33 protein-coding genes are annotated in these 21,214 nt (G+C 45.9%); 29 read left to right on the forward strand and 4 right to left on the reverse strand.

Annotated elements, in window-relative coordinates:
* Nucleotides 1-207: 207 nt before the first annotated feature.
* Nucleotides 208-621 (reverse strand): helix-turn-helix domain-containing protein, encoded by a 414-nt coding sequence (locus MCG46_RS01170; protein ID WP_195397834.1) that lies wholly within the window; start codon nt 619-621, stop codon nt 208-210.
* A gap of 195 nt (nt 622-816) precedes the next feature.
* Entirely contained in the window at nt 817-1,287 is a 471-nt protein-coding gene (locus MCG46_RS01175) for a hypothetical protein (RefSeq protein ID WP_240276866.1), read from the reverse strand.
* Between the two features lie 157 nt (nt 1,288-1,444).
* Between MCG46_RS01175 and MCG46_RS01180 the strand changes: the two genes are divergently transcribed.
* Together MCG46_RS01180 and MCG46_RS01185 are read left to right on the forward strand one after the other, a co-directional pair.
* The gene (locus tag MCG46_RS01180) at nt 1,445-1,633 is read left to right on the forward strand and encodes a hypothetical protein (protein WP_240276867.1); all 189 of its coding nucleotides are present in this window, start codon (nt 1,445-1,447) and stop codon (nt 1,631-1,633) included.
* Nucleotides 1,634-1,865: 232 nt separating this feature from the next.
* Entirely contained in the window at nt 1,866-2,300 is a 435-nt protein-coding gene (locus MCG46_RS01185; protein WP_240276868.1) for a helix-turn-helix domain-containing protein, read from the forward strand.
* A 23-nt stretch (nt 2,301-2,323) separates the two neighbouring features.
* Here MCG46_RS01185 and MCG46_RS01190 read toward each other — a convergent pair whose 3' ends face one another.
* Nucleotides 2,324-2,515: a hypothetical protein gene (locus MCG46_RS01190; RefSeq protein WP_240276869.1), complete on the reverse strand. Its 192-nt coding sequence runs from the start codon at nt 2,513-2,515 to the stop codon at nt 2,324-2,326.
* A gap of 123 nt (nt 2,516-2,638) precedes the next feature.
* Here MCG46_RS01190 and MCG46_RS01195 point away from each other — a divergent pair, with 123 nt between their 5' ends.
* The 18 genes from MCG46_RS01195 (at nt 2,639) to MCG46_RS01280 (ending at nt 12,884) form a co-directional block, all read left to right on the forward strand.
* Complete coding sequence (locus MCG46_RS01195; RefSeq protein WP_240276870.1) at nt 2,639-3,172, forward strand: glucosaminidase domain-containing protein; 534 nt, start codon at nt 2,639-2,641, stop codon at nt 3,170-3,172.
* 156 nt (nt 3,173-3,328) lie between these two features.
* The gene (locus MCG46_RS01200; protein ID WP_240281431.1) at nt 3,329-3,478 is read left to right on the forward strand and encodes a CopG family transcriptional regulator; all 150 of its coding nucleotides are present in this window, start codon (nt 3,329-3,331) and stop codon (nt 3,476-3,478) included.
* 142 nt (nt 3,479-3,620) lie between these two features.
* Nucleotides 3,621-3,869, forward strand: a complete 249-nt coding sequence (locus tag MCG46_RS01205; RefSeq protein WP_240276872.1) for a hypothetical protein — start codon at nt 3,621-3,623, stop codon at nt 3,867-3,869.
* On the forward strand, nt 3,866-4,003 hold the full coding sequence (locus tag MCG46_RS01210; protein ID WP_240276874.1) for a hypothetical protein: 138 nt from the start codon (nt 3,866-3,868) through the stop codon (nt 4,001-4,003). The genes MCG46_RS01205 and MCG46_RS01210 overlap by 4 nt, the downstream gene beginning before the upstream one ends.
* Nucleotides 3,996-4,724, forward strand: a complete 729-nt coding sequence (locus tag MCG46_RS01215; protein WP_240276878.1) for an ORF6C domain-containing protein — start codon at nt 3,996-3,998, stop codon at nt 4,722-4,724. Before MCG46_RS01210 ends, MCG46_RS01215 begins: the two co-directional genes overlap by 8 nt.
* Complete coding sequence (locus MCG46_RS01220; protein WP_240276880.1) at nt 4,721-6,760, forward strand: hypothetical protein; 2,040 nt, start codon at nt 4,721-4,723, stop codon at nt 6,758-6,760. Before MCG46_RS01215 ends, MCG46_RS01220 begins: the two co-directional genes overlap by 4 nt.
* A 20-nt stretch (nt 6,761-6,780) precedes the next feature.
* Nucleotides 6,781-6,984 carry a cold-shock protein gene (locus MCG46_RS01225; RefSeq protein ID WP_240276883.1) on the forward strand — a complete coding sequence of 68 codons (204 nt, stop codon included), beginning with the start codon at nt 6,781-6,783 and terminating at the stop codon, nt 6,982-6,984.
* Between the two features lie 4 nt (nt 6,985-6,988).
* Nucleotides 6,989-8,062 carry a hypothetical protein gene (locus MCG46_RS01230; protein WP_240276885.1) on the forward strand — a complete coding sequence of 358 codons (1,074 nt, stop codon included), beginning with the start codon at nt 6,989-6,991 and terminating at the stop codon, nt 8,060-8,062.
* A 17-nt stretch (nt 8,063-8,079) separates the two neighbouring features.
* A complete protein-coding gene (locus MCG46_RS01235; RefSeq protein ID WP_240276887.1) occupies nt 8,080-8,814 on the forward strand; it encodes an MBL fold metallo-hydrolase in 735 nt (244 codons plus the stop codon).
* Nucleotides 8,815-9,639, forward strand: coding sequence for a hypothetical protein (locus tag MCG46_RS01240; RefSeq protein ID WP_240276889.1), 825 nt, complete (start codon nt 8,815-8,817; stop codon nt 9,637-9,639).
* The gene (ssb, locus tag MCG46_RS01245; protein ID WP_240276891.1) at nt 9,636-10,142 is read left to right on the forward strand and encodes a single-stranded DNA-binding protein; all 507 of its coding nucleotides are present in this window, start codon (nt 9,636-9,638) and stop codon (nt 10,140-10,142) included. The genes MCG46_RS01240 and ssb overlap by 4 nt, the downstream gene beginning before the upstream one ends.
* Nucleotides 10,143-10,157: 15 nt before the next feature.
* Nucleotides 10,158-10,910, forward strand: a complete 753-nt coding sequence (locus tag MCG46_RS01250) for a DNA-methyltransferase (RefSeq protein WP_240276893.1) — start codon at nt 10,158-10,160, stop codon at nt 10,908-10,910.
* Nucleotides 10,911-10,922: 12 nt separating this feature from the next.
* Complete coding sequence (locus MCG46_RS01255; protein ID WP_072685732.1) at nt 10,923-11,117, forward strand: hypothetical protein; 195 nt, start codon at nt 10,923-10,925, stop codon at nt 11,115-11,117.
* 73 nt (nt 11,118-11,190) lie between these two features.
* Nucleotides 11,191-11,421: a hypothetical protein gene (locus tag MCG46_RS01260; RefSeq protein WP_240276895.1), complete on the forward strand. Its 231-nt coding sequence runs from the start codon at nt 11,191-11,193 to the stop codon at nt 11,419-11,421.
* A complete protein-coding gene (locus tag MCG46_RS01265; protein WP_240276897.1) occupies nt 11,418-11,678 on the forward strand; it encodes a hypothetical protein in 261 nt (86 codons plus the stop codon). The genes MCG46_RS01260 and MCG46_RS01265 overlap by 4 nt, the downstream gene beginning before the upstream one ends.
* Before the next feature lie 70 nt (nt 11,679-11,748).
* Nucleotides 11,749-11,892 carry a hypothetical protein gene (locus tag MCG46_RS01270; RefSeq protein WP_240276899.1) on the forward strand — a complete coding sequence of 48 codons (144 nt, stop codon included), beginning with the start codon at nt 11,749-11,751 and terminating at the stop codon, nt 11,890-11,892.
* Nucleotides 11,893-11,894: 2 nt separating this feature from the next.
* Nucleotides 11,895-12,401: a hypothetical protein gene (locus tag MCG46_RS01275; protein WP_240276901.1), complete on the forward strand. Its 507-nt coding sequence runs from the start codon at nt 11,895-11,897 to the stop codon at nt 12,399-12,401.
* Nucleotides 12,402-12,410: 9 nt separating this feature from the next.
* Nucleotides 12,411-12,884 (forward strand): hypothetical protein, encoded by a 474-nt coding sequence (locus MCG46_RS01280; RefSeq protein ID WP_117894241.1) that lies wholly within the window; start codon nt 12,411-12,413, stop codon nt 12,882-12,884.
* A 399-nt stretch (nt 12,885-13,283) separates the two neighbouring features.
* Here the strand turns inward: MCG46_RS01280 and MCG46_RS01285 are convergent, their stop codons facing one another.
* Entirely contained in the window at nt 13,284-13,772 is a 489-nt protein-coding gene (locus MCG46_RS01285; protein ID WP_240276903.1) for a sporulation initiation factor Spo0A C-terminal domain-containing protein, read from the reverse strand.
* A gap of 154 nt (nt 13,773-13,926) precedes the next feature.
* Here MCG46_RS01285 and MCG46_RS01290 point away from each other — a divergent pair, with 154 nt between their 5' ends.
* The 9 genes from MCG46_RS01290 (at nt 13,927) to MCG46_RS01330 (ending at nt 21,199) form a co-directional block, all read left to right on the forward strand.
* Complete coding sequence (locus MCG46_RS01290) at nt 13,927-14,364, forward strand: hypothetical protein (protein ID WP_240276905.1); 438 nt, start codon at nt 13,927-13,929, stop codon at nt 14,362-14,364.
* Nucleotides 14,333-15,619, forward strand: coding sequence for a PBSX family phage terminase large subunit (locus MCG46_RS01295; protein WP_240276907.1), 1,287 nt, complete (start codon nt 14,333-14,335; stop codon nt 15,617-15,619). The genes MCG46_RS01290 and MCG46_RS01295 overlap by 32 nt, the downstream gene beginning before the upstream one ends.
* Nucleotides 15,620-15,628: 9 nt before the next feature.
* Nucleotides 15,629-17,044 (forward strand): phage portal protein, encoded by a 1,416-nt coding sequence (locus MCG46_RS01300; protein WP_240276908.1) that lies wholly within the window; start codon nt 15,629-15,631, stop codon nt 17,042-17,044.
* Nucleotides 17,037-18,572 carry a minor capsid protein gene (locus MCG46_RS01305; protein WP_240276913.1) on the forward strand — a complete coding sequence of 512 codons (1,536 nt, stop codon included), beginning with the start codon at nt 17,037-17,039 and terminating at the stop codon, nt 18,570-18,572. Before MCG46_RS01300 ends, MCG46_RS01305 begins: the two co-directional genes overlap by 8 nt.
* Nucleotides 18,569-18,841, forward strand: a complete 273-nt coding sequence (locus MCG46_RS01310; RefSeq protein ID WP_240276914.1) for a hypothetical protein — start codon at nt 18,569-18,571, stop codon at nt 18,839-18,841. The genes MCG46_RS01305 and MCG46_RS01310 overlap by 4 nt, the downstream gene beginning before the upstream one ends.
* 161 nt (nt 18,842-19,002) lie before the next feature.
* Nucleotides 19,003-19,683, forward strand: coding sequence for a DUF4355 domain-containing protein (locus tag MCG46_RS01315; RefSeq protein ID WP_240276916.1), 681 nt, complete (start codon nt 19,003-19,005; stop codon nt 19,681-19,683).
* Nucleotides 19,684-19,698: 15 nt separating this feature from the next.
* Nucleotides 19,699-20,547 (forward strand): phage capsid protein, encoded by an 849-nt coding sequence (locus MCG46_RS01320; RefSeq protein ID WP_240276918.1) that lies wholly within the window; start codon nt 19,699-19,701, stop codon nt 20,545-20,547.
* Between the two features lie 20 nt (nt 20,548-20,567).
* Nucleotides 20,568-20,876 (forward strand): hypothetical protein, encoded by a 309-nt coding sequence (locus MCG46_RS01325; RefSeq protein WP_240276925.1) that lies wholly within the window; start codon nt 20,568-20,570, stop codon nt 20,874-20,876.
* Entirely contained in the window at nt 20,873-21,199 is a 327-nt protein-coding gene (locus tag MCG46_RS01330) for a phage head-tail connector protein (protein WP_240276929.1), read from the forward strand. The genes MCG46_RS01325 and MCG46_RS01330 overlap by 4 nt, the downstream gene beginning before the upstream one ends.
* Nucleotides 21,200-21,214: the final 15 nt, after the last annotated feature.

The following is a 21,214-nucleotide window of genomic DNA, read 5'->3' on the forward strand; positions in this document are numbered from 1 at the left end:
AATAAAATTCCAGTAACTGGTAAGATATGAATCATACAGAGGCTCCGGAGCCTTCCGCATATCAACGAGGATACGAGGAGGGATAGCTGATGGATATCAATGATTATAGAAACAAAACAATCGAAATGCTAAGAACGATTAAGTGCTTTGAACTAATGAAAGCTATTTATGAATTCGTTCAAAAAGCGACCAGGGCTAGATGAGAATCTAGTCTTTTTTTTCGTTCTGCTCTTTAAGCAATAGCTGATACATATCTGCAAGAACTTGCCACTGTTCTTCATTCAGCTGCGCTAAAACGTGGATCAGCTGCTGCTTGAAGCTTCCAGTGTTCTCTGCATTGATCACCTCCCCCATAAACCCTGCGATTTCTTGTGTGCGGGAAACGGGCAAGAAGATAGGCTCTTTGCCTTCCAGCAGCCATTCCTTATTTACGTTATCTCGCAGGCAAATGTCACGAATAAGGCGAGCTGACGGATTTGATCTCATATTTTCAACTTCCGAATATGCGCCTTGCGTAATACCTAAATCAGCAGCGTAAACTCCTTGCTTTTCTTTAAGGATTTCTTCGCGCAAATATCTGATTCGCTCATTTACTTCGGGGGATTTTAAAGTTTTTGCCACGGTTTCACCTCCTTTGAACGATCTCATAATAGCATATCTAAAAAATTACTGCAACAGTAAAAAAACATTTGACAATTACTGTTGCAGGATATATGATTACTGTGTCAATAAACAGTACCGCAAAGTGAAGGAGGTGTAAGATGAAGAAAAAGGAATTATTGTTTTGGTTTCTATTGGGCAGTTTTGTATATCACATCATTTCCATAGTTTTAGAAGCCATTCTATGCAGTCTTTGAGATATAAATCTACTAATTTGGTAGCAATAACTCCGGATAAAAAAGTGAAGCCTGCAATCCAGAATTTACGTCTTTGTACTTTATCGTATTTGTCTTTGAAAAACATGATTAGACTACTTGAATCATGAAGGAGAACTAAAGGATCAATTCCTTCACTGGAGTATTTATTGTAGAGTTCAATAAAGCGAATACCTTGTGGAGTTATTCTAGCGGCGTGTCTGATGTTAGTTAAATAGTTACCATAATCGTTTTTGTGTAAATCAATACCAGTTATCAAATTATTGTTAACACAAACATCCAAAACATCGTCACAGTCATTTCTGGAGAGTGGATTTAAAACAGAGTCCATCGCATCGTTGAAACTGTTGCTTTTCACTATACATAGGAATTTATATGTAATGATATAAATTTCTTCCGTCGAATTAAACATAATTTATTACGCCTCCTTCTTCCATTATACAAAGAAAAAGATTACCAACAAGAATGTAAGAATTTATTGACAAATTAAAGGTCGAAACCTAGGGCAATACACCCGATGGTCTGCCGGTTAGGCCGGCACTGATGAGACCAGAAAGGAGTGTGAAAAAATGTCGTTAACGAAAAAAGAGAAATCTTTGCTTCCAGTTTTTAAAGACATTGACAAGCATTTGACTGACGATGTTCTGAGAGCTGAACTGCTTGGTATGGGCAAGGGTATGGCGTTCATGCTGACGGGCAGTTTGCCTGATCTCAAACCACAGGAAAGATCGCCCAGACCCAGGCCAGCAGGAAGATGACCGAGAGAAGAAAGCGAGGTGAGTAGATGGAATTTAAAAGCCCTGCCGAGGAGCAACAGTATTTATTTAAAGTGGAGTTACCTAATTTGATCACACGAATACTCTTGCTGAGCACATGTCAGAGAGAAAGCAAAGAACGAATACTCCGTGATTCCGAAGCATTAAAAAAGGCTTCAATCCAGTCCATTGAAGCCTGTAAGAATTCACTTATTAAAGAAAGAGGTGAAATGAAATGTCATACGCAAAGAGGCTCGAACGAGCCTTGATCGAAGCTGATCTGAAAGCTGCTGAACTGAGCCGCCGGACAGGTATCTCCAAGGCGTGTTTGAGCCAGTACCTGTCTGGTGTATCAATCCCACGGGAAGATCGTCAGGAGCTGATCGCAGACGCGCTAGGAAAAGAAATTGAATGGTTTTTTCCGCAGAATGTGATGGCTAGGAATACAGCTGAGGAGCTGCCAGACGGGAGAGTGCCTGTTTACTTGGCGGCCGCAAAGCTCGAGATGAGTCCACAATCCTTAAGGTTGGCTCTTCAACAAGGCCGGGTACCCTTTGGTTTTGCGGCGCAGTCAGAAAAAGGTTGGACCTATCATATAAGCTCTGCAAAGCTACAGGAGTACCTAGGCATAAAAAAAGAATCCTCGGCTGCAACCGAGGATCCAAGATGATCTTAATGCCCTTGAGATCATCTCTATTTTACCACAACACCAGTCAAATACAAATTCAAAAGACTCAAAAAAACCTTAGAATTAACGCTTGTTTGCTCAATGCAGGCAAGCATATCAAGATAACGATCTTCCTCTGGAAAATCAGGACGCAAAACTACATGCCGGATGTCATCCGAAACTGTATCAAAATCATTTATCCATTGTTTAAAGGTCACAATAATCACTCCTTTACTCCAATTATAAATTAATTTGTAGACGAGTGCCGAGGTAAAAAATGCTGACCAGCCGCTGCAACGGTTTAAATAATGGATCACAGCATAGTAAAAAAGGAGAATGAAATGACAAAATATCGGCTTAAACGCCCAGTGCTGGTAGTCCTCACAGCTGCGATTACCGCTGGTGTGACGCTCAATTTGCCAGCAGCAGAAGCTGAGGCACATGCACCATCACCTCAGCCGATCACCGTGACTGCTATTTACCAGCCGGATGAGCCAGCCTACACTGCCAACATGGATGTCAGCTGGCACGAGTGGCAGCCAACAGGTAAGGCGGCCGGCGTGGTGCCGGTTGCGCTGCTGGAGCTGGCAGAGGAGTATCAGATCAGCCCAGTCTACGCCTCGGCGGTATTTGTACTGGAGACTGGCTGGGGTAGCTCATCGGCCTGGCTGGCCAAGCACAATCCGGCCGGCATCCGGTGCGGATCTAGGTATTGCAGATATGACACGGCCACAGATGGCCTCAGGCGTATGATGGAGATCATGACTGACTACTACAGCAACGGTCTGACCACGGTGGCGCAACAGCGCAACTTATGGTCAGAGTCAGACGATACTTACACAATAGTCCAGTTGATGGAGCAGCTGGCAGGATAACACGGGAATTTGTTCTTTGAAAACTGAATGAGAGGCTAAGTCATAAAAAAGCTCCTTGACTTAACGCAATACAAATGTATAATGATTATAGGCACATAGCGCAATACAAAAGTGTTGAAGTTAAGGGAAAGGAGGAACGTGCCAGAAAAAAAGAAAATGGGCAGACCCATTGTAGGTGAACCAAAAGATATCCCGGTGCAATTGAGATTTGACAAAAGCACATTGGAAAAATTAGACAGATTGGCTAAACAAAAGAAAATGAGCCGATCTGAATATGTCAGATGGCTCATCAATGAAATGATTTAAACTGGGCACGCATAGTTAAGTTTGGCGACATAGCATGCGTACCCAATCAACACCCACAAGGGGCGGTTAAAGTATACCATTAGCCTCTTGTGTTTTCAAGCACGCTTTAAAAGCGGGAAAAGAAGAACAGGAGGCTTTTTATATGACAGAAATTCTCATTCAGATTGAAGAAGAAGGCGTTACCCAACGAGTTAACTGCTATCACATTGACAGACGAGAACACGTCTGCGCCAACTGCAAGCATTTCCATCAGAACTATACGAAAGTGAAGCATACCAATATCTTCAAGCAGCTTTTCATTCCAGTCAATTCAGGATTCTGTGTATTCCCGAGGATAAAAGACCGGAAGCCATCTGATACCTGCGGGAAATGGGAAGATAAAGCCGAATGAAAAAGCGAAAACTTCGTCGCTGGGTAAAAGCGGTTATGGTCATCACCGCCGGCGCAATCATGGCGCTGGCTCTGACCAGCTGCATGATCAGCGCGCATTATCAAACATTAGAAAGGGTAGAAAATTATGAATGAAATTATGAACATCAACGGTATTGAATGCTATGAGGAAAACGGAACAGCTTACTTGAAACTGGAAACAGTAGCAAGAGGGCTTGGATTCACCCAAGAAAAAAATGGGATCGAATATGTAAGATGGGAAACAGTAACTAAATATCTTGAAGAATTGCGCTTTCCCAACAAGTTGGGAAAAGAAAGATTTTCGCAGGAAGTTGCGAAAGACAGTTTTATCCCTGAAAACGTATTTTACCGTTTGGCAATGAAGGCGAAGAATGAAGTGGCAGAACGATTTCAAGCGTTAGTTGCTGATGAGATCATCCCATCAATCCGGAAAACTGGTGGCTATGAAGTACCAAAAGATCCTATGGCTGCACTGAAGCTGATGTTTGAGGTTCAGGAAACAGATAACAAGCGAATCAATGAACTTGAAGGAAAGGTGAGCAATCTCGCTGAGAATGCGCCGTTGACACCGAGTGAATACGGATATTTGAACAATTTGATTTCCAGCAGGGTTCGCGAAGTCAAACAAGTGCATCAAATGGAACTCAACAAACAGCAGTATTCCTATTTATATAAGGCAATCGGACGAGATGTGAAACAGGTTGCTAATGTCAAGGTAAGAAGTCAGATTCGATCTAAAGATTTTGATAAGGTTACGGAGTTTGTAAACGACTGGGAACCTTCAAAAGCGGTAATGGTTGTTATTGAAGACATGAGCGAGGTGTGCGGAAAATGAACCTGAATAGAGTAGTTATTGATAATTTTCGAAACATTGCACACGCCGAGTATGATCTTACATCCCGCAGCATCTTTGCGGGCCCAAACCGCAAGGGCAAGACAAACACCATCCTGGCGATCTATTGGGCATTAACTGATCTGTTGCTTGATGGCTCGTCAGACTACCAGTCGTTTAAACCCAGCTACATCGAGGAGGCTGAGGTCAGCGTTGAGCTGGTCTGTGATACCTTTACACTCAAAAAAGTTTATAAGGGATGGCGTCCACGTCAGCAAGGTTCTGGTGATCCAGGTGATCTGCAACATACCACCGATTACTGGATAGAGGGCACTAAGTACAAAACACAGGGTGAGGCAAAAAAGGCGCTGCTTAAGTTACTGGGCACTGATCGACAGCTTGAGACATCAAAATTTGATCTGACCCGGGCATTGATTGACCCGTACTACATCGGACAAGGCTGCGACTATAAGACACTGCGTAGCTTCATTGTCGAGATCATCGGTGATGTGAGCAATGAGGACGTATTTGCGGCTGATCCGGCGCTGCTGATGATCCGGGATCTGATGAGCCGGTATCAATATGACCCAGGACTTGCGCAAAAGTTTGTCAAGCAACAAGTCGCAGCGGTTAAAAAGGATATTGAGGCAAGTGAGCAACAAGTTAAAGGTCTGGAGTCTGTACAGGACGTAGATCCAGCACTGCTCAAAGAGGCTCAAGAGGCGCTTAATCAAATTGACAAGCAAGTGGCAGGTTTACAGGTACAGCTGTCTGGCCGGGACAATCCGCGGATCAACGAGGCAAAGCTCCAACTGTCTGATTTGACTCTTAAGCTGGCCGAGAGCCGGACAAAGGACATGGAGGCAGTACAGGAGCATAACAGGCAGATTGAGGCGGAGATCAACAGACTGCAAAAAGTGCAACAGGATGCCACATGGCAAGCACAGGATTTAATCCGGCGCCGGATTTCCGCTGAGAATGCAATTCTTGGCAATGATCAAAAGAGTGCCAGTATTGAACAGCAGATCGCGGAGTTGGAAGCTCGTAGGCAAGAACGACTGCAGGAATATCACACCAGAAATGCCGAGGAATATACGCAACCAGAATCACAAAAAGAAGTGTGCCCAAATTGTGGCCATGTGCTGAATCAAGATGCCCTTGAAAGCTATCGAAGTCAGTGGGAAGCAAACAAACAGCGAGACCTTGATTACATCGTCCGGCAAGGTAAGCAACTGAAAAATGACATTGAAAATCTGAGATTTAAAATTGAAGAACTCCGAAAAGGAAAGGTAGACGCAGAGGAGAGTTTACCGCTGATCAAACAACAAATCCGCGAGTTTGAAAAAGACGCTCAGCAAGCTCAGGACAGCGCCGGACAGCTGCGTAAACAGTTAAGTGAGGTAGTTGAATCAGATCAGACAATAGCGCTCAGAGAGGCTGTGAAAGCGGCTCAGGATAGCTATGACAATCTGATCAAAAATCAGCAGGCATCCATGGCTGACGTACAAGCGGAGATCCAGCGGTTAGACGCTGACTCTGTACAGTATCACAACGTCCTAAACGATCACGGCGCTTACGTGGCCACGCAAAAAAAGGCTGCGGCCATGTGTATACAAATTAAAGCAAAAGAGGACACGCTCATTGACTTTGAGCAGCAGTCCATCCTGATCGATCGCTTTTTAGAGATCAAGCTCGGACTGTTCCAGCGTCGTATTTCCAGCGTGTTTGGTGATCGTGTTCAATTCACTCTGATCAAATACAATCTGAAAAAAGGCAGCTGGGATGAGGTGTGCTATCCGTCTGTGTTGGACAAAAACACACCGTTTGAGGATGGCTCAGGGTCTGAAAAGATCCTGACAGGCATCTACCTTGCTGAGTGCGTTAAACGTCACCTTGGGCTGGGGGATCTGCCTTACATATTTGATGAGTGCGACAAGCTCGACACAGCCAGCCTGGCGGCGATTCCGACACAGGCGCAGATCATCACGACCAAAGTTGACGACGTCAACTATAACAAAGTAACGCTGATCACAGCGTAAGAAAGGGAGGCTAAAAGTTTATGATTAAAGGTACAGTCAAGTTTTTTGAGGACAAAAAGGGTTATGGTTTCATCGCCGGCGACAACGGGAAGGATTATTTCTTCCACTGGTCAGACATCCAAGCTGAGGGTTTCAAGAAGGCCGAAAAGAACCAACGTGTAACCTTTGAGGTCATTCAGGGCGACCGTGGAGAAAAAGCAGGCTATGTCTGCCTGGAGGCTTAACAATATGGCTGATATAAAGAGTAATGCACCAGTAAAGGCTCAGAGCACAAGCTCTCAGCCTTTCCAGTCAGCACTGGCGAAGACACAGACTGCCTATACGGAAATGGTTGTCGAAGCTGGACTAAAGCTCAATATCCAGTATTCAGAGTATCAGAAATTATGTGTGGCTAACTTGTTAACAAAAATGAAAGAACTGCTCGATAAAGAAGGTCTTGATATCAAACAGATAAATCAGACCAACATCACGTCGATTTTGCAGACGGCAGCCATGCTCAACCTTAATGCCGCTGCTTCTCCACGGGAATGTTATGTCATCACGCGGAATGTTAAAACAGCAACCGGCTGGTCAAAAGAATTTGAATTTGGAATTGAGGGCGATGGTAACGACAAAATTCTGCGCAAATATGGGGCAGGAGTGAAACAGGTCTATCCGATCTGGGAAGTCCGCGAAAGTGATGAGTTTACCTATCCAGCCTTTAAGGGCATTAACCTGGATCCGCCATCATGGACGCCTAAAAGCATGACCGGCAAGGTTGTGCGAGTGGTCTATCCGATCCGATATGAGGATGATCAAATTCAGTATCACATTTCTGAGCGTGATGAGGTTAAGGTCAACCTGCAGGCGCATATCAGCAATAATCTGCTCAAGTCAAAAGATTACACGGAAGCGAAAAAGGTTGAAATTATTGACCGGTTGAAAGACATGACGCTGGATCAGATCTTTGAGGACCCGGACGCATTAAAAATCATGTCGCCAGCCTGGCGGGCACCGCACTCCCGCGAAGCGATGATTTTACGCAAAATGAGAAATAACGCGATCAAGAAGATCCCGAAGGATTTCAGTGATGCTTTCATGGCCAAGGCGTATGAATCTACGTTTGAAGACTACGATCAGTATCGCGACGATCGAATTGATAAAGAAGGAGCAGTTGACGCAGAAGTCGCTGAGCAGGCCGGAAGCCGCCCAGTACAAGACGATATCCCGGTGATACCTCAACAGGTCGAGAGCGTACAAAAGGCCCCGGAAATCATCCGTAGTGAAGCCGAGAAGGCCGCTGTGTCGGCTGATCCGTTCTGATCATGGAATTCCGTTGTTTGGCCAGCTCATCCGCTGGCAACTGTTATCATATTACATTAAATCGTAAAGACTTGCCTCCGGTAGTGCTGCTACTGGAGGCTGGCCTTCCCTATGCTGAGCTTCTGCGCCGTATGACCTCTGAGGGGCTCGACTTACGGCCCTTGGACGCTGTTTTGATCACGCATAACCACAAGGACCACTGCGCTGCTTCCGGCGATCTGCGACGCCGCGGGAAGCGTGTGTATGGCAACCGGTTGATCGTTGGAGAGAACCAGAACACACTGCTGGAGGCCGGCAGGATTAAGACCGTCGCTGCGGAAACCAGAGTTTACCCGTTTGCCGTTGAGCATGACGCTGAGGATAGCCTGGGTTTTGTGATTTATACCGATATGGAGATGATCCTGTTTGTCAATGATTGCAAATACTTTGCGGAGGATCTTTCACGGCAGCAGTTTGATTATGTATTTATTGAGTCCAACTATGACGGCCAGGTGATCCACTTTGCTTACGAGGCTGCCAAAGAGCAGCATAATGAGGTCGATATCAAACGTTATGAGCGCATTTTAAACAGCCACATGTCGATTAAGCATACCTGCGATCAGCTCAAAAAACTGGATCTCAGCAACTGCAAAGGCATCTTTCTGATGCACTTATCTGACCGTCACGCTAACCCGAATCTGTTCAAACAAAGGGTTTTAAAAGAGTTTAAAACGCCTTGTTTTGTATGTCGAAAAAGCGGGGGTATTTTATAGGTGAATGGATACATAAAAATTGGATATGTGAAGGTGTTCCGAACATTCTTAGACTGGCAATGGTTCCAAAAACCTGAGATGGTGCAGCTCTGGTTGTATCTGCTTCTGAAGGCGAATCACCAAGAAAACAAGTGGCAAGGAATGGTTATCGGAAGAGGGCAGCTGTTTGTTGGAAGGAACAAAATTCAAGCTGAAACAGGGCTTTCAGAACAGACAATAAAGACATGTTTAAAGCGTCTAAAATCAACCGGCGAGATAACCACCCAATCAACCAGCAGAGGAACGCTGATAACCATTGTGAAATGGGACGATTTTCAAGATGACGTGGTTCAAAGTAACCGACAAATTAACCAGCCGACTAACCAGCAGTCAACCAGCGATCAACCAACGACTAACCAACAAGTAACCACAAACAAGAATGAGAAGAATGAAAAGAATATAAAAACATATAGGTCGCTTGTCGATGAATACACGCCTGATCTCGATCTCAGAAAAGCCCTTGACGATTTTGTCAGCATGCGAAAAGACATGAATGGATTTACCGTCAGGGCGTTGGAGCTTGCGCTTAAAAATCTGGACAAGCTGGCTCAAGACGAGCAGACAAAAATAATGATCGTTAATCAGACCATTGAACGTGGATGGAAAACATTTTATCCACTTAAGCAGAAAAGCACTTATACATCACAACGGCAGGACGTGCTACCGGATTACTACCAACAGATGAAAACCGGATCGGAAAAAGAAATCGCGGAAGAAACGGATTTCGACCGTGAGGAGTTTGAAGAAATCCGCAGGCAGCTGCGGGAACAGGAGGAGAAGAAATGATTAACAGAGTAATCTTAACCGGCCGGCTGGCCCGGGATCCTGAACTGCGCAAGACGCAGTCTGGGTTGTCCGTCTGCAGCTTTCAGCTGGCTGTGGATCGTCCAAAGCTCAAGGGGCAGGACGAGGCTGTCACGGACTGGATCAGCTGCCAGGCTTGGCGGCAGTCCGCTGACTACATTTGCAACTATGCAAAAAAGGGTGCGCTGCTTGCGGTGGATGGCCGGATCCAGACGCGCAGCTATGACAATGCCTCTGGTCAGAAAGTGAACGTTACTGAAGTCGTCTGTGAGCGTGTTGAGATCCAGCGGCAGGCGTCATCGCAAGCGAGTGGCAAGTCACTATACAACGGCGGATCCACTACATCTGCCAACACTGCCAGCCGCGGTGCATCGTCAACCTACGGCAGCACAGGTTTTGCCAATCCGGAGTATCAGGATCCGTTTGGTGAGGATTACAGCTCAGGTCCAACGCTGGACATCAGCTCGGATGATCTCCCGTTTTAGTTGAGGTGGAGTGTTATGAAGATTGAGTTGTATAACGATCACTTTGAAAACGCCAAACGATACCAGATCCCACGGGCGCAGTTGATCATTGCGGATATACCGTACAATATCGGGATCAACGCTTACGGAAGCCGTTCTGATTGGTATATTGGCGGCGACAACAAAAATGGCGAAAGTGATAAGGCGGGAAAGGAATTCTTTGACACGGACAAGGATTTCAAAATTTATAACTTTTTCCAGTTCGGCACGCGGCTTCTCAGTCCGGAGCCGAAGGAAAGAGGAAAAGCGCCGTGTATGATCATCTTCTGCAGTTGGCAACAACTGAACGAGATCACAGACTATGCCAAACAATTTGGATTTAATCATACACAGCCGCTGTTCTTCATAAAAAAATCATCGTCGCAGGTATTAAAAGCAAATATGCGTATCTGTGGCGCAACAGAAACAGCGCTTGTCCTGTATCGTGACAAACTGCCTAAATTTAATAACGGTGGGAATATGATTCTGGATTGGTTTGAGTGGGATAAGTCAGGAAAATACCCGAAGATTCACCCAACACAAAAGCCAGTTCCAGTGCTAAAACGACTGATTGAAATCTACACGGATCCAGGCGATGTTGTGATTGATCCGGTGGCCGGTAGCGGAAGCACATTAAGAGCTTGCGCCGAGCTGAATCGGAATTGCTATGGGTTTGAGATCAAGAAAGAGTTTTACAGAGCAGCTAAAGAAAAGATGTTGTCGGATGTGCCTGTATGCTTGAATTTGTGAGGGAAATGAAAAATGATCAAATTTAAGAAATCAGAAAAAATTGCAGCAAAAGATCGAACAGTCTTTTGCGGATGGGAAAAGAAAGCGATCCAGCCATCGACGGCAATGAAAAGAATTGCAGAGAACAATGGAATCGATCCGGAATTGATAAACATTGACGAATTTGAAGAAATGGCAGCCAGTCTTGGGTATTGGAGGACGAGATGAAAAAGAAACTGAATCTCATCAGCAAAACGACGAACATCCGGAGCCCTAAAAAGGGACGGAAAAGGAGATAAAAATGAATCTTATGGAAGAAGCTGAGCTTTTTGGAAAAGCGGCAACAAGGGTGGCTGGCGTAGTGGAAAAATCAGACGACTTTACAGCCATAATCGCTTGTCTCGAAATTGAGATCGAAAAGCTTGAACGCGAGAACTTAGGCTTGCAGCAGCAAGTTGATAGATATGGATTGCAATATCTCGATGATATCACCAACCCATTGGAACCACTTGAAAAGCAGGTGAAAGAATGAGTGAATATCAGAAAGAGCTTGATATGCTGACTAAAACTGCAGGGTTTACCAGCGATATTTTGCAGGAGCTGGTAGACAGAGCGAATCCAAGAAAGCTAATTTACAAAGCTGATGGATACGATGAATCAGGAAATCTTGTTTATGATATGGCTTATTGTCCACGATGTGAAAAAGAATTTGAATATGGAATTAACGACTGGGGCTGTAATTATTGCTGTGATTGCAGCCAGGCGCTGGATTGGAGCAATGACCAATGATCCCCGCGCTGCTCGCCGTCGCGTTTGTGGCGGCGGTGCTGCTGATAGACAAATTAGGAGGTGACAGGTGATGACCGCCGCTGAGCTCCAGGCGGCCATCCTGGCCACGCAAAAGCAGATCCTTAACACAATGTCGCCGATGCGCAAAAGAGACCTGCAGCGCCATCTTTCAAGGCTCAGACGCAAGCTGCGGGCGGTAGAGAGAGGGAGATAAGTATGAGCAAGATTGTAGCTTTTGATTTTGACGGCACTCTGGCCGTAACTCAATGGCCAGTGATCATCAAACCAATCTACCCGATTGTGGAGTATGCCAAGCAATGCAAGGCTAAAGGCGATCAGATCATCCTCAACACCATGCGAGAGGGTGATCGGCTGCAAGAGGCCGTTGATTGGTGCCTGGATCAGGGGATAGAGTTTGACGCGATCAACGACAATGTACCCTGCATGCAGACGTTTTATAAAAATAATCCCCGTAAAATTTTTGCCAATGAATACATCGATGACCACAACCTTGTGTTCGCTGGCGTCGGCAATGGCAGCCGACGCAATCTTGAGAAATACGCCGCAGTCCTTTGCGAGCAGTTTTCGCGCATTGGCCCGTGTTGTTATCTCAATAACCGGGAGCATGATTGCGACACCTGCGAGCTATTCGGCGTATGTCACAATCCTGATAAGCTGCTGGCGTTTATGATGCAGCCAGCGGATGAGGAAAAAACTGAATAGGAGGATTAGATGATAACCATCAAAGATGAGTGTGAACATTTCAAACGAGAAGCGAGGGATTACATCTATCTGCAGAAAATAAGGCCGATCCTGGACGACGAGGCTCAAAGTATATACGACAGATTGGGTATTAAATCACCTCGAATGAGAGAGGTGATTTACGAAAATGCGAGAGATCCCAAACATGATGAAAAAATTGATATCTGGGAAGCAGGAAAAAAGAAAATCCGCGAATTAGTAGCTGTTGAAACAAGAATAGAAGCTATTGACAGAGTGTTTGATCATATGAGCGATGAAAAGATCAATGGCATCTCTATCAAGGATGCGATATTCAGTCTTCTGGTCTTGGGGAGTTCTCAATCAAGTATGGCTGAAAATCTGGGTATGGATAGATCTACACTGCGAAGAAAAGTAAATCGAGAGATAAAAAAAGCTATCAGAAAATCAAAGTTGCCCCATTGGTCGGGGGTTGACGTGATATAATGATAGTGTGAAATTTTGTCGATAGTAGCGTCCCCACGATACGGGATCGGCGCGAGATCGGTAATTATGGCCAGTGCAGACGGATGGACGCATCCTATAGGCTGCCAGCGCCTGAGCCTGTGATGAGAAGCCTTTGCGCCGGGCACGGAGTAACGCTGGGCTCCCAGGTGGGAGTAAGTCACAGGATTGAATTAGGGATAGCGGTGGATGAATTCTAAGTGAACCCATCTGCGCAAGGCACTCAGTGATGAGTGCTTTTTCTTTGGTTTCCGGCCGGTTCTTTCTCCTTCTGGTCGGATGCGGCAGGATGTTCTTTTCCCCCTCTGCTTTCTAACTTTCCTGCAAACTCACAGCCCCGCGTATCGCCTTGCGGGACTAAATAAAAAATAGGCACGAGGCCTATTTGACGGGATGGCGTGGGATGATGCATCGCTTATGTACGATGTCACTCATCACAAGCAAAAACTGTAGATTGGTGGGCTTGCCTTTAGCAGACAAGATAGTGTTACCAAAATACTTTGATAACACACTGGTATCACCTCGGGTCCAAGCTCCCTCGATTGATGTGCGGATATTGTGCTCGACGCGCGTGGCTGTAGTGTGATGAGCAATAGCTACCTTGGGGTAGAGATGGCCCTTGAGATTTTGCAACAATGTCTGATCTAACACCGCATAAGTCAGAGCACTGGCCAACAGGTTGTAGCCTTGGTTGACGATGCCGCACTCCTTGAGCAGCTCCACAGCGATGCCATGGATGACAAGAGCGTCAACTCGATCATCCTCGTCCGGTGTAAGATCAAAAAACTGCTCAAGAGTGTTCAGCAGGGCGATATAAACTTCCAGCCTGTGAGAACAGCTTAAGCAGCATTTAGGATATAATCTTTCCATTATTTTCCTCCTCCCAAGGTTATTTTAATTTGAGAGAATAACTAATAACACCGGATTTAAGCCGTATAAAGCATAAAAATTAAAATGATGGACAAATATTGCGTAAAATCAACAAAATTGTCGAAAAGTGTCGATTGCATCAGGAGGTGATAGGATGCGCGGTAAATATGAGACACACGTAAAACCTAAGCTGGATCTGATTGCTCAGTGGGCGCGTGACGGCGCGATTGAGCGGGACATTGCTAAAAAGCTCGGCGTGTCTGAGAGCACGTTTAGCGGCTACAAAAAAGAGCACCCAGAACTGATGGAGACACTAACCGTCAACAAAGAAGTTGCGGATGCACGAGTCGAGAGTGCGCTGTATAAGCGTGCGATTGGATATGAGTATGATGAGGTGTGCACTGAGGTTGGTCCTGATGGTACAAAGACCAAAACAACAACCAAGCAGGTGTTGCCGGATGTCACTGCGCAGATATACTGGCTAAAGAACCGTAGGCCAGATCGCTGGAAGGATAAGCAGGACATCAGCATTGAGGGAGCATTAAAAGTGGAGATTATCAATGACATCCCAAAACCTACTGACACGGATTAGACTGACGGAGCTGATTGCCCCGTCTTTTTACGATCTGTACTGGGACGTTACTGAGCACAAGCACACGCACTACAAGCTTGCCGGCGGCCGTGGATCGACCAAGTCATCGTTTATCAGCATCATGATTGTGCTAGGCATGATGTCCAATCCAGACGCCAACGCGATGGTGCTGCGCAAAGTTGGCAGGTATCTTGAGGAGTCGGTATTTGAGCAGCTTCTTTGGGCGATTGAAAAGCTCGGTGTCGATCACCTTTGGCGGCCTAAATACTCGCCGTTAGGCTTAACCTATCTGCCAACCGGTCAGCGCATCGTCTTCCGTGGAGCTGATGAGCCAAAAAAGATCAAGTCCGTCAAGCTGCAACATGGCTACTTTGCGTACACCTGGTACGAGGAGCGGGATGAGTTTGATGGGGATGAGGAGGAGCGCACGATCAACCAGTCTCTGATGCGCGGCGGTGATCAGTACTGGGTCTTCTACAGCTGGAACCCGCCAAAGAGTATCAATAACTGGGTCAATCAGGATGTTTTGCTGCCGCGGGAGGACACGATCGTCCATCACAGCGATTACCGATCGGTTCCACGGGAGTGGCTCGGTCCACAGTTTTACATCGAGGCTGAGGAGCTTAAGCGCAACAAGCCGATGGCTTACCAGCACGAATACCTCGGTGAGGCAACCGGTACAGGCGGTCAGGTATTCGATAACGTTACGATCCGGGAGATTGCGGACGATGAGCTGGCAGTCTTTGACAAGATTCATCATGGCTTAGACTTCGGCTTTGCGGCAGATCCGCTGGCCTATGTTAAAAATCACTTCAACAAGACGCGCCGACGTCTTTTTATTTTCGGCGAGTTGTATCAGGTTGGGCTGTCCAACGCTAAGGCAGTCCAGCAGATCAAACTGTTGAACCCGCTCAACCAGTTAGTTGTCGCGGACAGCGAGGATCCGCGGACGATCAACGAGTTTCGCGAGCTGGGCTTGCGGATCATCGGGGCTAAAAAAGGGCCGGGATCCGTCGACCACGGAATCAAGTGGCTACAAGATCTCAACGAGATCATTATCGACCCACGCTTTTGCCCTAATACAGCTCGGGAGTTTTCGAGCTGCGAGCTGGAGCGAGATAAAAACGGCAACTTCAAGGGATCATATCCCGATAAAAACAATCACAGCATTGACGCCACCAGGTACAGCCTGGAGGATCAGATGACAATGAGCAAAGCGAAAGCCCGCCGGAAATCCCGGTATGGCATTGTGTGAGGTGAGGACATGAGGAAAATGAAATATATCGGTGCATTTGATGAGCAGAATTTGGATAAGACCAAGATTCTGCAGCTGATCAATGTGCATCGAAGCACAGAAGGTGTGCGAATCCATCGGAATCTGGATTATTATGACGGAAGTCACGCCATCCTTCGGCGAAAAAAGAAAAATGAAGCCGCAAGCAATAATCGATTAGTATGCAACCATGCAAAGGATATCGCTGATACGGCCACCAGTTACTTTTTAGCGGCACCGATTACTTACAGCACCAGTGATAAGGCGATGGATACTGACCGGCTTACCGACTACTTCGATATGGCGGATGTGGATGAAACCGATCACGACAATGCCCTTGATATGTCCCGGGCAGGTGTAGCGTATGAATACATCTATGCTGCACAGGATGAGGCGCGTCCTTTAATCAAAAATCTTGAGCCGCAGCACACATTTTTGGTTTACGATGACACGATTGAAGAAAATGTATTGTTTGGAATTTACTACTACTGGGTTGTAGATGCAGCGACAAAGCAGGAAATTTATAAAGCAGTCGTGGCTACGAAGCACTTTATCCACACGATCGACATTATCAATGACTCTGCAGCTGTGCAAAGTGATCAGAATGATTCAGAACCACATCTGTTTGAAGGTGTACCGATTGTTGAGTATCGTAACAACAAAGATGGAATCGGTGATTATGAGCAGCAGATTAGCCTGATCGACGCTTACAACACGCTGATGTCGGATCGGGTCAATGACAAGGAGCAATTCCTGGAAGCAATTCTGGTTCTCATCGGCGCATTGCTTGGCGATGATGAAAAGGAAACAGGAGAAGCAGCAAAGCAGATCAAAGACCTCGGTATCCTGGAGCTGCCGCCAGGCGCCAGTGCGGAATATATTACTCGAACTTTTGATGAATCCTCGGTTGAGGTGCTGAAAAAGGCGATCAAGGATGACATTTACACCTTTTCGCACGTTCCGTGCTTGACCGACGAGAATTTTGTCGGCAACAGCTCAGGCGTAGCCATGGAGTATAAGCTGCTTGGTCTTGAGATGATCACTAAGACGAAGGAGCGATACTACACCAAAGGGCTAAAGCAACGGATGCGCTTGATCTGTAATTATCTCGGCTTGAAAAACATCGCACTGAATCCAGCGGCGATCATCCCAGAGTTTAAGCGCGGGCTACCAAAAAATATGCTGGAGTTGTCACAGATGATCGCGAATCTGTCCGGCGCGGTGAGCCAGAAAACGCTGATCAGCCAGCTGGATTTTGTTGAGGATCCGGATGCGGAAGTGGAAGCGGTAAAGAAGGAAAGTCAGGAAAAGCTGAAACAGCAACAGCAGGCTTTTGGAAACTATGCGGAAGGCGATCCTGACGATCAGACAGAGCCGCAAAAGGACGAAAAAGAGCTGAATGAGTAATCCTGACTACTGGCAGGAACGTGCCGAGAAACGCATCCACAGAGCTCACAGAAACAGCGATAAGACAATCAAAGAAGTTACAGCAGCCTATCAACAGGCGGTTGATGATATTAACAGCGATATTGAAAAGATCTTTTACCGATACGCTAAGAAGAACGATCTGTCTTCAGCAGAAGCAAAAGACATTCTGAATCAGAAAATCAGTGAAAATGAATGGAATCAAATTAAACTGCAGATCAGTTCAATCAAGGATCCAGTCATAAAAAAGCAGCTGCGTGCAAAGCTGGAAGCATCCGCTTATGGTGCGAGAATCGACCGGCTGGAAGCTCTGAAGCAAGACATTTACATCAAAACAAAGCAAGTCGCTGATGTAGAGCTGCAGAAGTCTACTGAACTGTATAGAAAAACAGTTGAAGACAATTATTTGCACAGTGTCTTTGACTTTCAGCAGGGTACAGGGTATGCCTATGAATTCGCATCGATGTCACCGGAGCACATTGAAGAAATTCTGAAAAATAACTGGAGCGGGAAACATTACTCAAAAAGTGTCTGGGACAATACGGATGTTCTCGCGGAGAAGCTGCAGCAAACACTTACCATAGGCTTGATGTCAGGGAAAAGCTACAAACGTATGGCAGCGGAGCTGACAGAGTTGACCAGCTATGGTCAATATGCGGCTGAACGCCTGATCAGAACGGAAACGGCATATCTGATCGAGGAATCGGACAAAGCTGCTGCGATTGACCGCGGAACGAAAGTCAGAATTTTCCGCGCCACTCTAGATCTTAAAACGTCTAAGATTTGCCGAGAACATGACGGAGACCGAGTGTCAATAGAGAAATCTGTGCCTGGCAAGAATGTACCTCCGCTTCATCCGCATTGCCGATCGTGGATGGAAGAAGAAATCGAAGGCTACGAACATCGGATCCGCGCGGCAAGAGATCCAGTCACGGGAGAGCGTGTAATGGTTCCAGCAGAAATGAAATATGCAGACTGGTATGATAAGTACGTTAAGAATAATCCTGAAGCGATGGCAAAAGAAAAGGCACTCAAAAACTACCAATTGGATAAAAAGCAATATCAGGAGTACGAAAACATCCTAGGTGTCAAAAAAGTGCCAAAAACGCTTAAAGAATTCCAAGAAATGAAGTATAGTAATAGTGAAGAATGGCTAAAAAAGCAACGTGAGTTCAGCACAGTTAGCAAGATCAAGAATAAACCAACCTACAGTGACATCTATCGTCAAAAAATGATAGATTCCTACTACCATTTTAGAGATCTTGGCTATGAGTTTACAGATCACTCATTAAATCGATTCCATGGGCAAAAAGCAAGTAAAGGAAAGCGCTTATTCACTGAGGAGGATCTTTTAGAAATTCTATCAAATGATTCCAACTATATGGAAGAAGCAACAAATAGAATCGTGAAATTTTATGATGATATCGCAGTAATTCAAAATGCTGAAACGAAAGAGGTTGTCAGCATAGTCACTCGATCTACAGTAAAGGAAGGATGGAAAAAGTTATGAAAACAGTTAAAGCTCTACTTAATCTATTTGAAGAATTATTTGCAGGTAGAATCTCTTGCTTGGCTTTTTCTTATGACTTTCCTAATTTGATGCTTGATCTCAAGGATGATTCAATACAGAAAACACTCGACGATATGCCTGAATTGTGTGCGTTCTATTCACCCTACAAAGATTCAAATTATGATGATGAAGAGATATTGAATGACGAGGAGTTTTTGAAAAAGATCAAGCCTATATATTACAAATTAAAAATGCAAATGAAAGATTAAAGCGGGTTAAATGCAAGCCTGCTTTTTTCATGCCCTGGACATGGCAAAAAACTGTCTTTTTATTATGGCTGTACACTGCTCGGGCACGAACTGGGTGGGGGAACGCAATAAAGATAGGACTGCCTTGGCACAGACTCGGCGGGCCGGAAAGGACGATGTATATGGATTTATTTTTGAAGCGATTACCACTCAACATCCAGCTGTTTGCGGAGGGGGACGGCAGTAATGTCGGAGGTACCGAAGGATCAGCTGGCACAGAAGGAAGTCAAGGCGCCGGGGGAACTACAGGAAGCCTTGACGATATTTTAAAGGCGTTCAAGCCAGAGGACGTCTTGAATCATCCGTCATTTAAATCGGTTCTGGACAGCCGGATCGGATCAGCGACCAGCACAGCACTGGCGAATGCCAGAACACGCTGGGAAGCAGAGCAGAACGAAAATCTAAGTGAAGCTGAAAAGCTGGCCAAGATGACCAAAGAAGAACGGGAACGGTATCAATTCAAAAAAGATCAAGAAAAGTTTGCGGCTGAACGATCCAAGTTTGAACATGAAAAGCTGATCGTTGAAGCTGCGAAAGAATTAACAGGAAAAGGAATTGATGCCACACTTGCGAGCTTTGTTGTTGGCAAGGACGCGGATGAAACAAAAAAGAACCTGGAAGCCTTTGAAAAATCCTACAACGCTGCAGTGGAAGCTGCGGTCAACGATAAGCTTAAAGGTGGAGTGCCACCAAAGAAAGCTCCAGCCAACACAACAACTTACACTGATGATCAGTTACGGAATATGACGCCGGAACAGATCAATGCCAACTGGGACGCTGTTGTTGCGTCCATGAAAAAATAGGAGGAGTGAACAATTATGTCTATTCAGAATTTTATCCCTACCATTTGGAGCGCTCGTTTACTGAACCATTTGGACAAAAGCCACGTTTATTTAAACCTGCTCAACCGCGATTATGAAGGCGAAATCAAAAACTTTGGTGACACCGTTAAGATTAATCAGGTCGGTGACGTGTCGATTAAGGACTACACCAAAGGCACAGACATCGATGCACCGGAAGACATCACCGGCGAACAGCAGGAGCTGAAGATCGACCAGGCGAAGTATTTTAACTTTGCTGTGGATGATGTCGATAATGCACAGACCAATCCAAAGCTGATGGATAAAGCAATGCAGCGCGCGGCCTATGCAATGAACGATGTTGTTGACGCCTTTGCGGCAAACTTGCTGGCGATCAATGTCCATGCCGACAACGCGATCGGAACCAACGAAGCGCCGATCGTGCCAACAAAAGCGGATGCCTACGACTACCTAGTTGATCTGAACACGAAGCTGACAGAAGCCAACGTTGCCAAGATGGGGCGCTGGGTTGTCATTCCAGCCTTTTACCATGGTCTGCTGCTGAAGGATGACCGTTTTGTCGGCAATGGTACGGATTACAACCAGGCAATCCTGGAAGGCGGTGAGGTTGGTAAGGCAGCTGGATTCACAGTTTATGTATCGAACAACGTGCCGCACACTGAAGGAGCGAAGTACAAGGTTATTGCGGGTACCACAGAAGCGGGATCTTATGCGGAACAGATCCTGAATACGGAAGCCTACCGCCCAGAGAAGCGCTTTTCGGATGCCGTTAAGGGTCTGCATACTTATGGCGCAAAGGTGCTGCAGAGCAAGTGCATTGCCGTCTTAACTTGCAATAAAGCGTAAGCAGAGAGAGGAGAGTTACTATGGCTTTTATCTACAATTTAAAAACCAAGCTGCTTCATGAGTGCAGAAATGCCGATGTAGCTAAATGGTGCAAAAACAGACCAGAAGAATATCTGGTTTCTGATGATAAAGAAAAACTGGTACAGGTATTGGCGTTGAACAATGCTTTAGAAAGTGCAGAACCTGCCAAACAGGAAAAGAAGAAGTCCCCTTCGCAGATGAATCTCGAAGAACTGAAAGCCTGGGCGGCTGAGCTGCAGCTGGAAATCCCGGAATCCTTGACCAAAGCTGAGATCCTCGCGCTGATCAAAGAGAAGCAGGGCGTATGAAAACCCCTGCAGAAGTAATCACTGCGTTAACCGGCTGTAAAAACGCTGACCTGGTTGCGGTCGTTTTGGAAGCTGCAGAACAGACGATCTTAAGCTTGACCAACCGCACAAAGCTGATCTCGCCGTTAGAATCTGCACGGCGGGATCTTGCGGTTGTGATGATCAACCGATTGGGTACAGAAGGCGAATCCAGCCGCAGCGAGGGCGGCATCAGCGTTAGTTTTGAAGACATGCCGAAGGCAATCCAGACGGTGATTGAAACCTATAGATTAGCGAGGGTGGGCGGCCATGCGTTTGAGGCAGTGCCGAATCAAGAAGTATAGTCTCAAGCGGCATGT

It is taken from the genome of Holdemania massiliensis (assembly GCF_022440805.1).
GTDB classification, from domain to species: domain Bacteria; phylum Bacillota_I; class Bacilli_A; order Erysipelotrichales; family Erysipelotrichaceae; genus Holdemania; species Holdemania massiliensis_A.

What these genes read in the sequence shown, in the direction of transcription:
- MCG46_RS01225 (WP_240276883.1), top strand. Translation starts at nt 6,781, where the DNA reads ATGATTAAAGGTACAGTCAAGTTTTTTGAGGACAAAAAGGGTTATGGT.
- MCG46_RS01175 (WP_240276866.1), bottom strand. Translation starts at nt 1,287, where the DNA reads ATGTTTAATTCGACGGAAGAAATTTATATCATTACATATAAATTCCTA.
- MCG46_RS01255 (WP_072685732.1), top strand. Translation starts at nt 10,923, where the DNA reads ATGATCAAATTTAAGAAATCAGAAAAAATTGCAGCAAAAGATCGAACA.
- MCG46_RS01310 (WP_240276914.1), top strand. Translation starts at nt 18,569, where the DNA reads ATGAAAACAGTTAAAGCTCTACTTAATCTATTTGAAGAATTATTTGCA.
- MCG46_RS01185 (WP_240276868.1), top strand. Translation starts at nt 1,866, where the DNA reads ATGTCATACGCAAAGAGGCTCGAACGAGCCTTGATCGAAGCTGATCTG.
- MCG46_RS01200 (WP_240281431.1), top strand. Translation starts at nt 3,329, where the DNA reads ATGGGCAGACCCATTGTAGGTGAACCAAAAGATATCCCGGTGCAATTG.
- ssb (WP_240276891.1), top strand. Translation starts at nt 9,636, where the DNA reads ATGATTAACAGAGTAATCTTAACCGGCCGGCTGGCCCGGGATCCTGAA.
- MCG46_RS01300 (WP_240276908.1), top strand. Translation starts at nt 15,629, where the DNA reads ATGAGGAAAATGAAATATATCGGTGCATTTGATGAGCAGAATTTGGAT.
- MCG46_RS01195 (WP_240276870.1), top strand. Translation starts at nt 2,639, where the DNA reads ATGACAAAATATCGGCTTAAACGCCCAGTGCTGGTAGTCCTCACAGCT.
- MCG46_RS01275 (WP_240276901.1), top strand. Translation starts at nt 11,895, where the DNA reads ATGAGCAAGATTGTAGCTTTTGATTTTGACGGCACTCTGGCCGTAACT.
- MCG46_RS01280 (WP_117894241.1), top strand. Translation starts at nt 12,411, where the DNA reads ATGATAACCATCAAAGATGAGTGTGAACATTTCAAACGAGAAGCGAGG.
- MCG46_RS01290 (WP_240276905.1), top strand. Translation starts at nt 13,927, where the DNA reads ATGCGCGGTAAATATGAGACACACGTAAAACCTAAGCTGGATCTGATT.
- MCG46_RS01285 (WP_240276903.1), bottom strand. Translation starts at nt 13,772, where the DNA reads ATGGAAAGATTATATCCTAAATGCTGCTTAAGCTGTTCTCACAGGCTG.
- MCG46_RS01260 (WP_240276895.1), top strand. Translation starts at nt 11,191, where the DNA reads ATGAATCTTATGGAAGAAGCTGAGCTTTTTGGAAAAGCGGCAACAAGG.
- MCG46_RS01210 (WP_240276874.1), top strand. Translation starts at nt 3,866, where the DNA reads ATGAAAAAGCGAAAACTTCGTCGCTGGGTAAAAGCGGTTATGGTCATC.
- MCG46_RS01295 (WP_240276907.1), top strand. Translation starts at nt 14,333, where the DNA reads ATGACATCCCAAAACCTACTGACACGGATTAGACTGACGGAGCTGATT.
- MCG46_RS01315 (WP_240276916.1), top strand. Translation starts at nt 19,003, where the DNA reads ATGGATTTATTTTTGAAGCGATTACCACTCAACATCCAGCTGTTTGCG.
- MCG46_RS01180 (WP_240276867.1), top strand. Translation starts at nt 1,445, where the DNA reads ATGTCGTTAACGAAAAAAGAGAAATCTTTGCTTCCAGTTTTTAAAGAC.
- MCG46_RS01205 (WP_240276872.1), top strand. Translation starts at nt 3,621, where the DNA reads ATGACAGAAATTCTCATTCAGATTGAAGAAGAAGGCGTTACCCAACGA.
- MCG46_RS01320 (WP_240276918.1), top strand. Translation starts at nt 19,699, where the DNA reads ATGTCTATTCAGAATTTTATCCCTACCATTTGGAGCGCTCGTTTACTG.
- MCG46_RS01330 (WP_240276929.1), top strand. Translation starts at nt 20,873, where the DNA reads ATGAAAACCCCTGCAGAAGTAATCACTGCGTTAACCGGCTGTAAAAAC.
- MCG46_RS01305 (WP_240276913.1), top strand. Translation starts at nt 17,037, where the DNA reads ATGAGTAATCCTGACTACTGGCAGGAACGTGCCGAGAAACGCATCCAC.
- MCG46_RS01215 (WP_240276878.1), top strand. Translation starts at nt 3,996, where the DNA reads ATGAATGAAATTATGAACATCAACGGTATTGAATGCTATGAGGAAAAC.
- MCG46_RS01220 (WP_240276880.1), top strand. Translation starts at nt 4,721, where the DNA reads ATGAACCTGAATAGAGTAGTTATTGATAATTTTCGAAACATTGCACAC.
- MCG46_RS01230 (WP_240276885.1), top strand. Translation starts at nt 6,989, where the DNA reads ATGGCTGATATAAAGAGTAATGCACCAGTAAAGGCTCAGAGCACAAGC.
- MCG46_RS01250 (WP_240276893.1), top strand. Translation starts at nt 10,158, where the DNA reads ATGAAGATTGAGTTGTATAACGATCACTTTGAAAACGCCAAACGATAC.
- MCG46_RS01270 (WP_240276899.1), top strand. Translation starts at nt 11,749, where the DNA reads ATGACCGCCGCTGAGCTCCAGGCGGCCATCCTGGCCACGCAAAAGCAG.
- MCG46_RS01325 (WP_240276925.1), top strand. Translation starts at nt 20,568, where the DNA reads ATGGCTTTTATCTACAATTTAAAAACCAAGCTGCTTCATGAGTGCAGA.
- MCG46_RS01265 (WP_240276897.1), top strand. Translation starts at nt 11,418, where the DNA reads ATGAGTGAATATCAGAAAGAGCTTGATATGCTGACTAAAACTGCAGGG.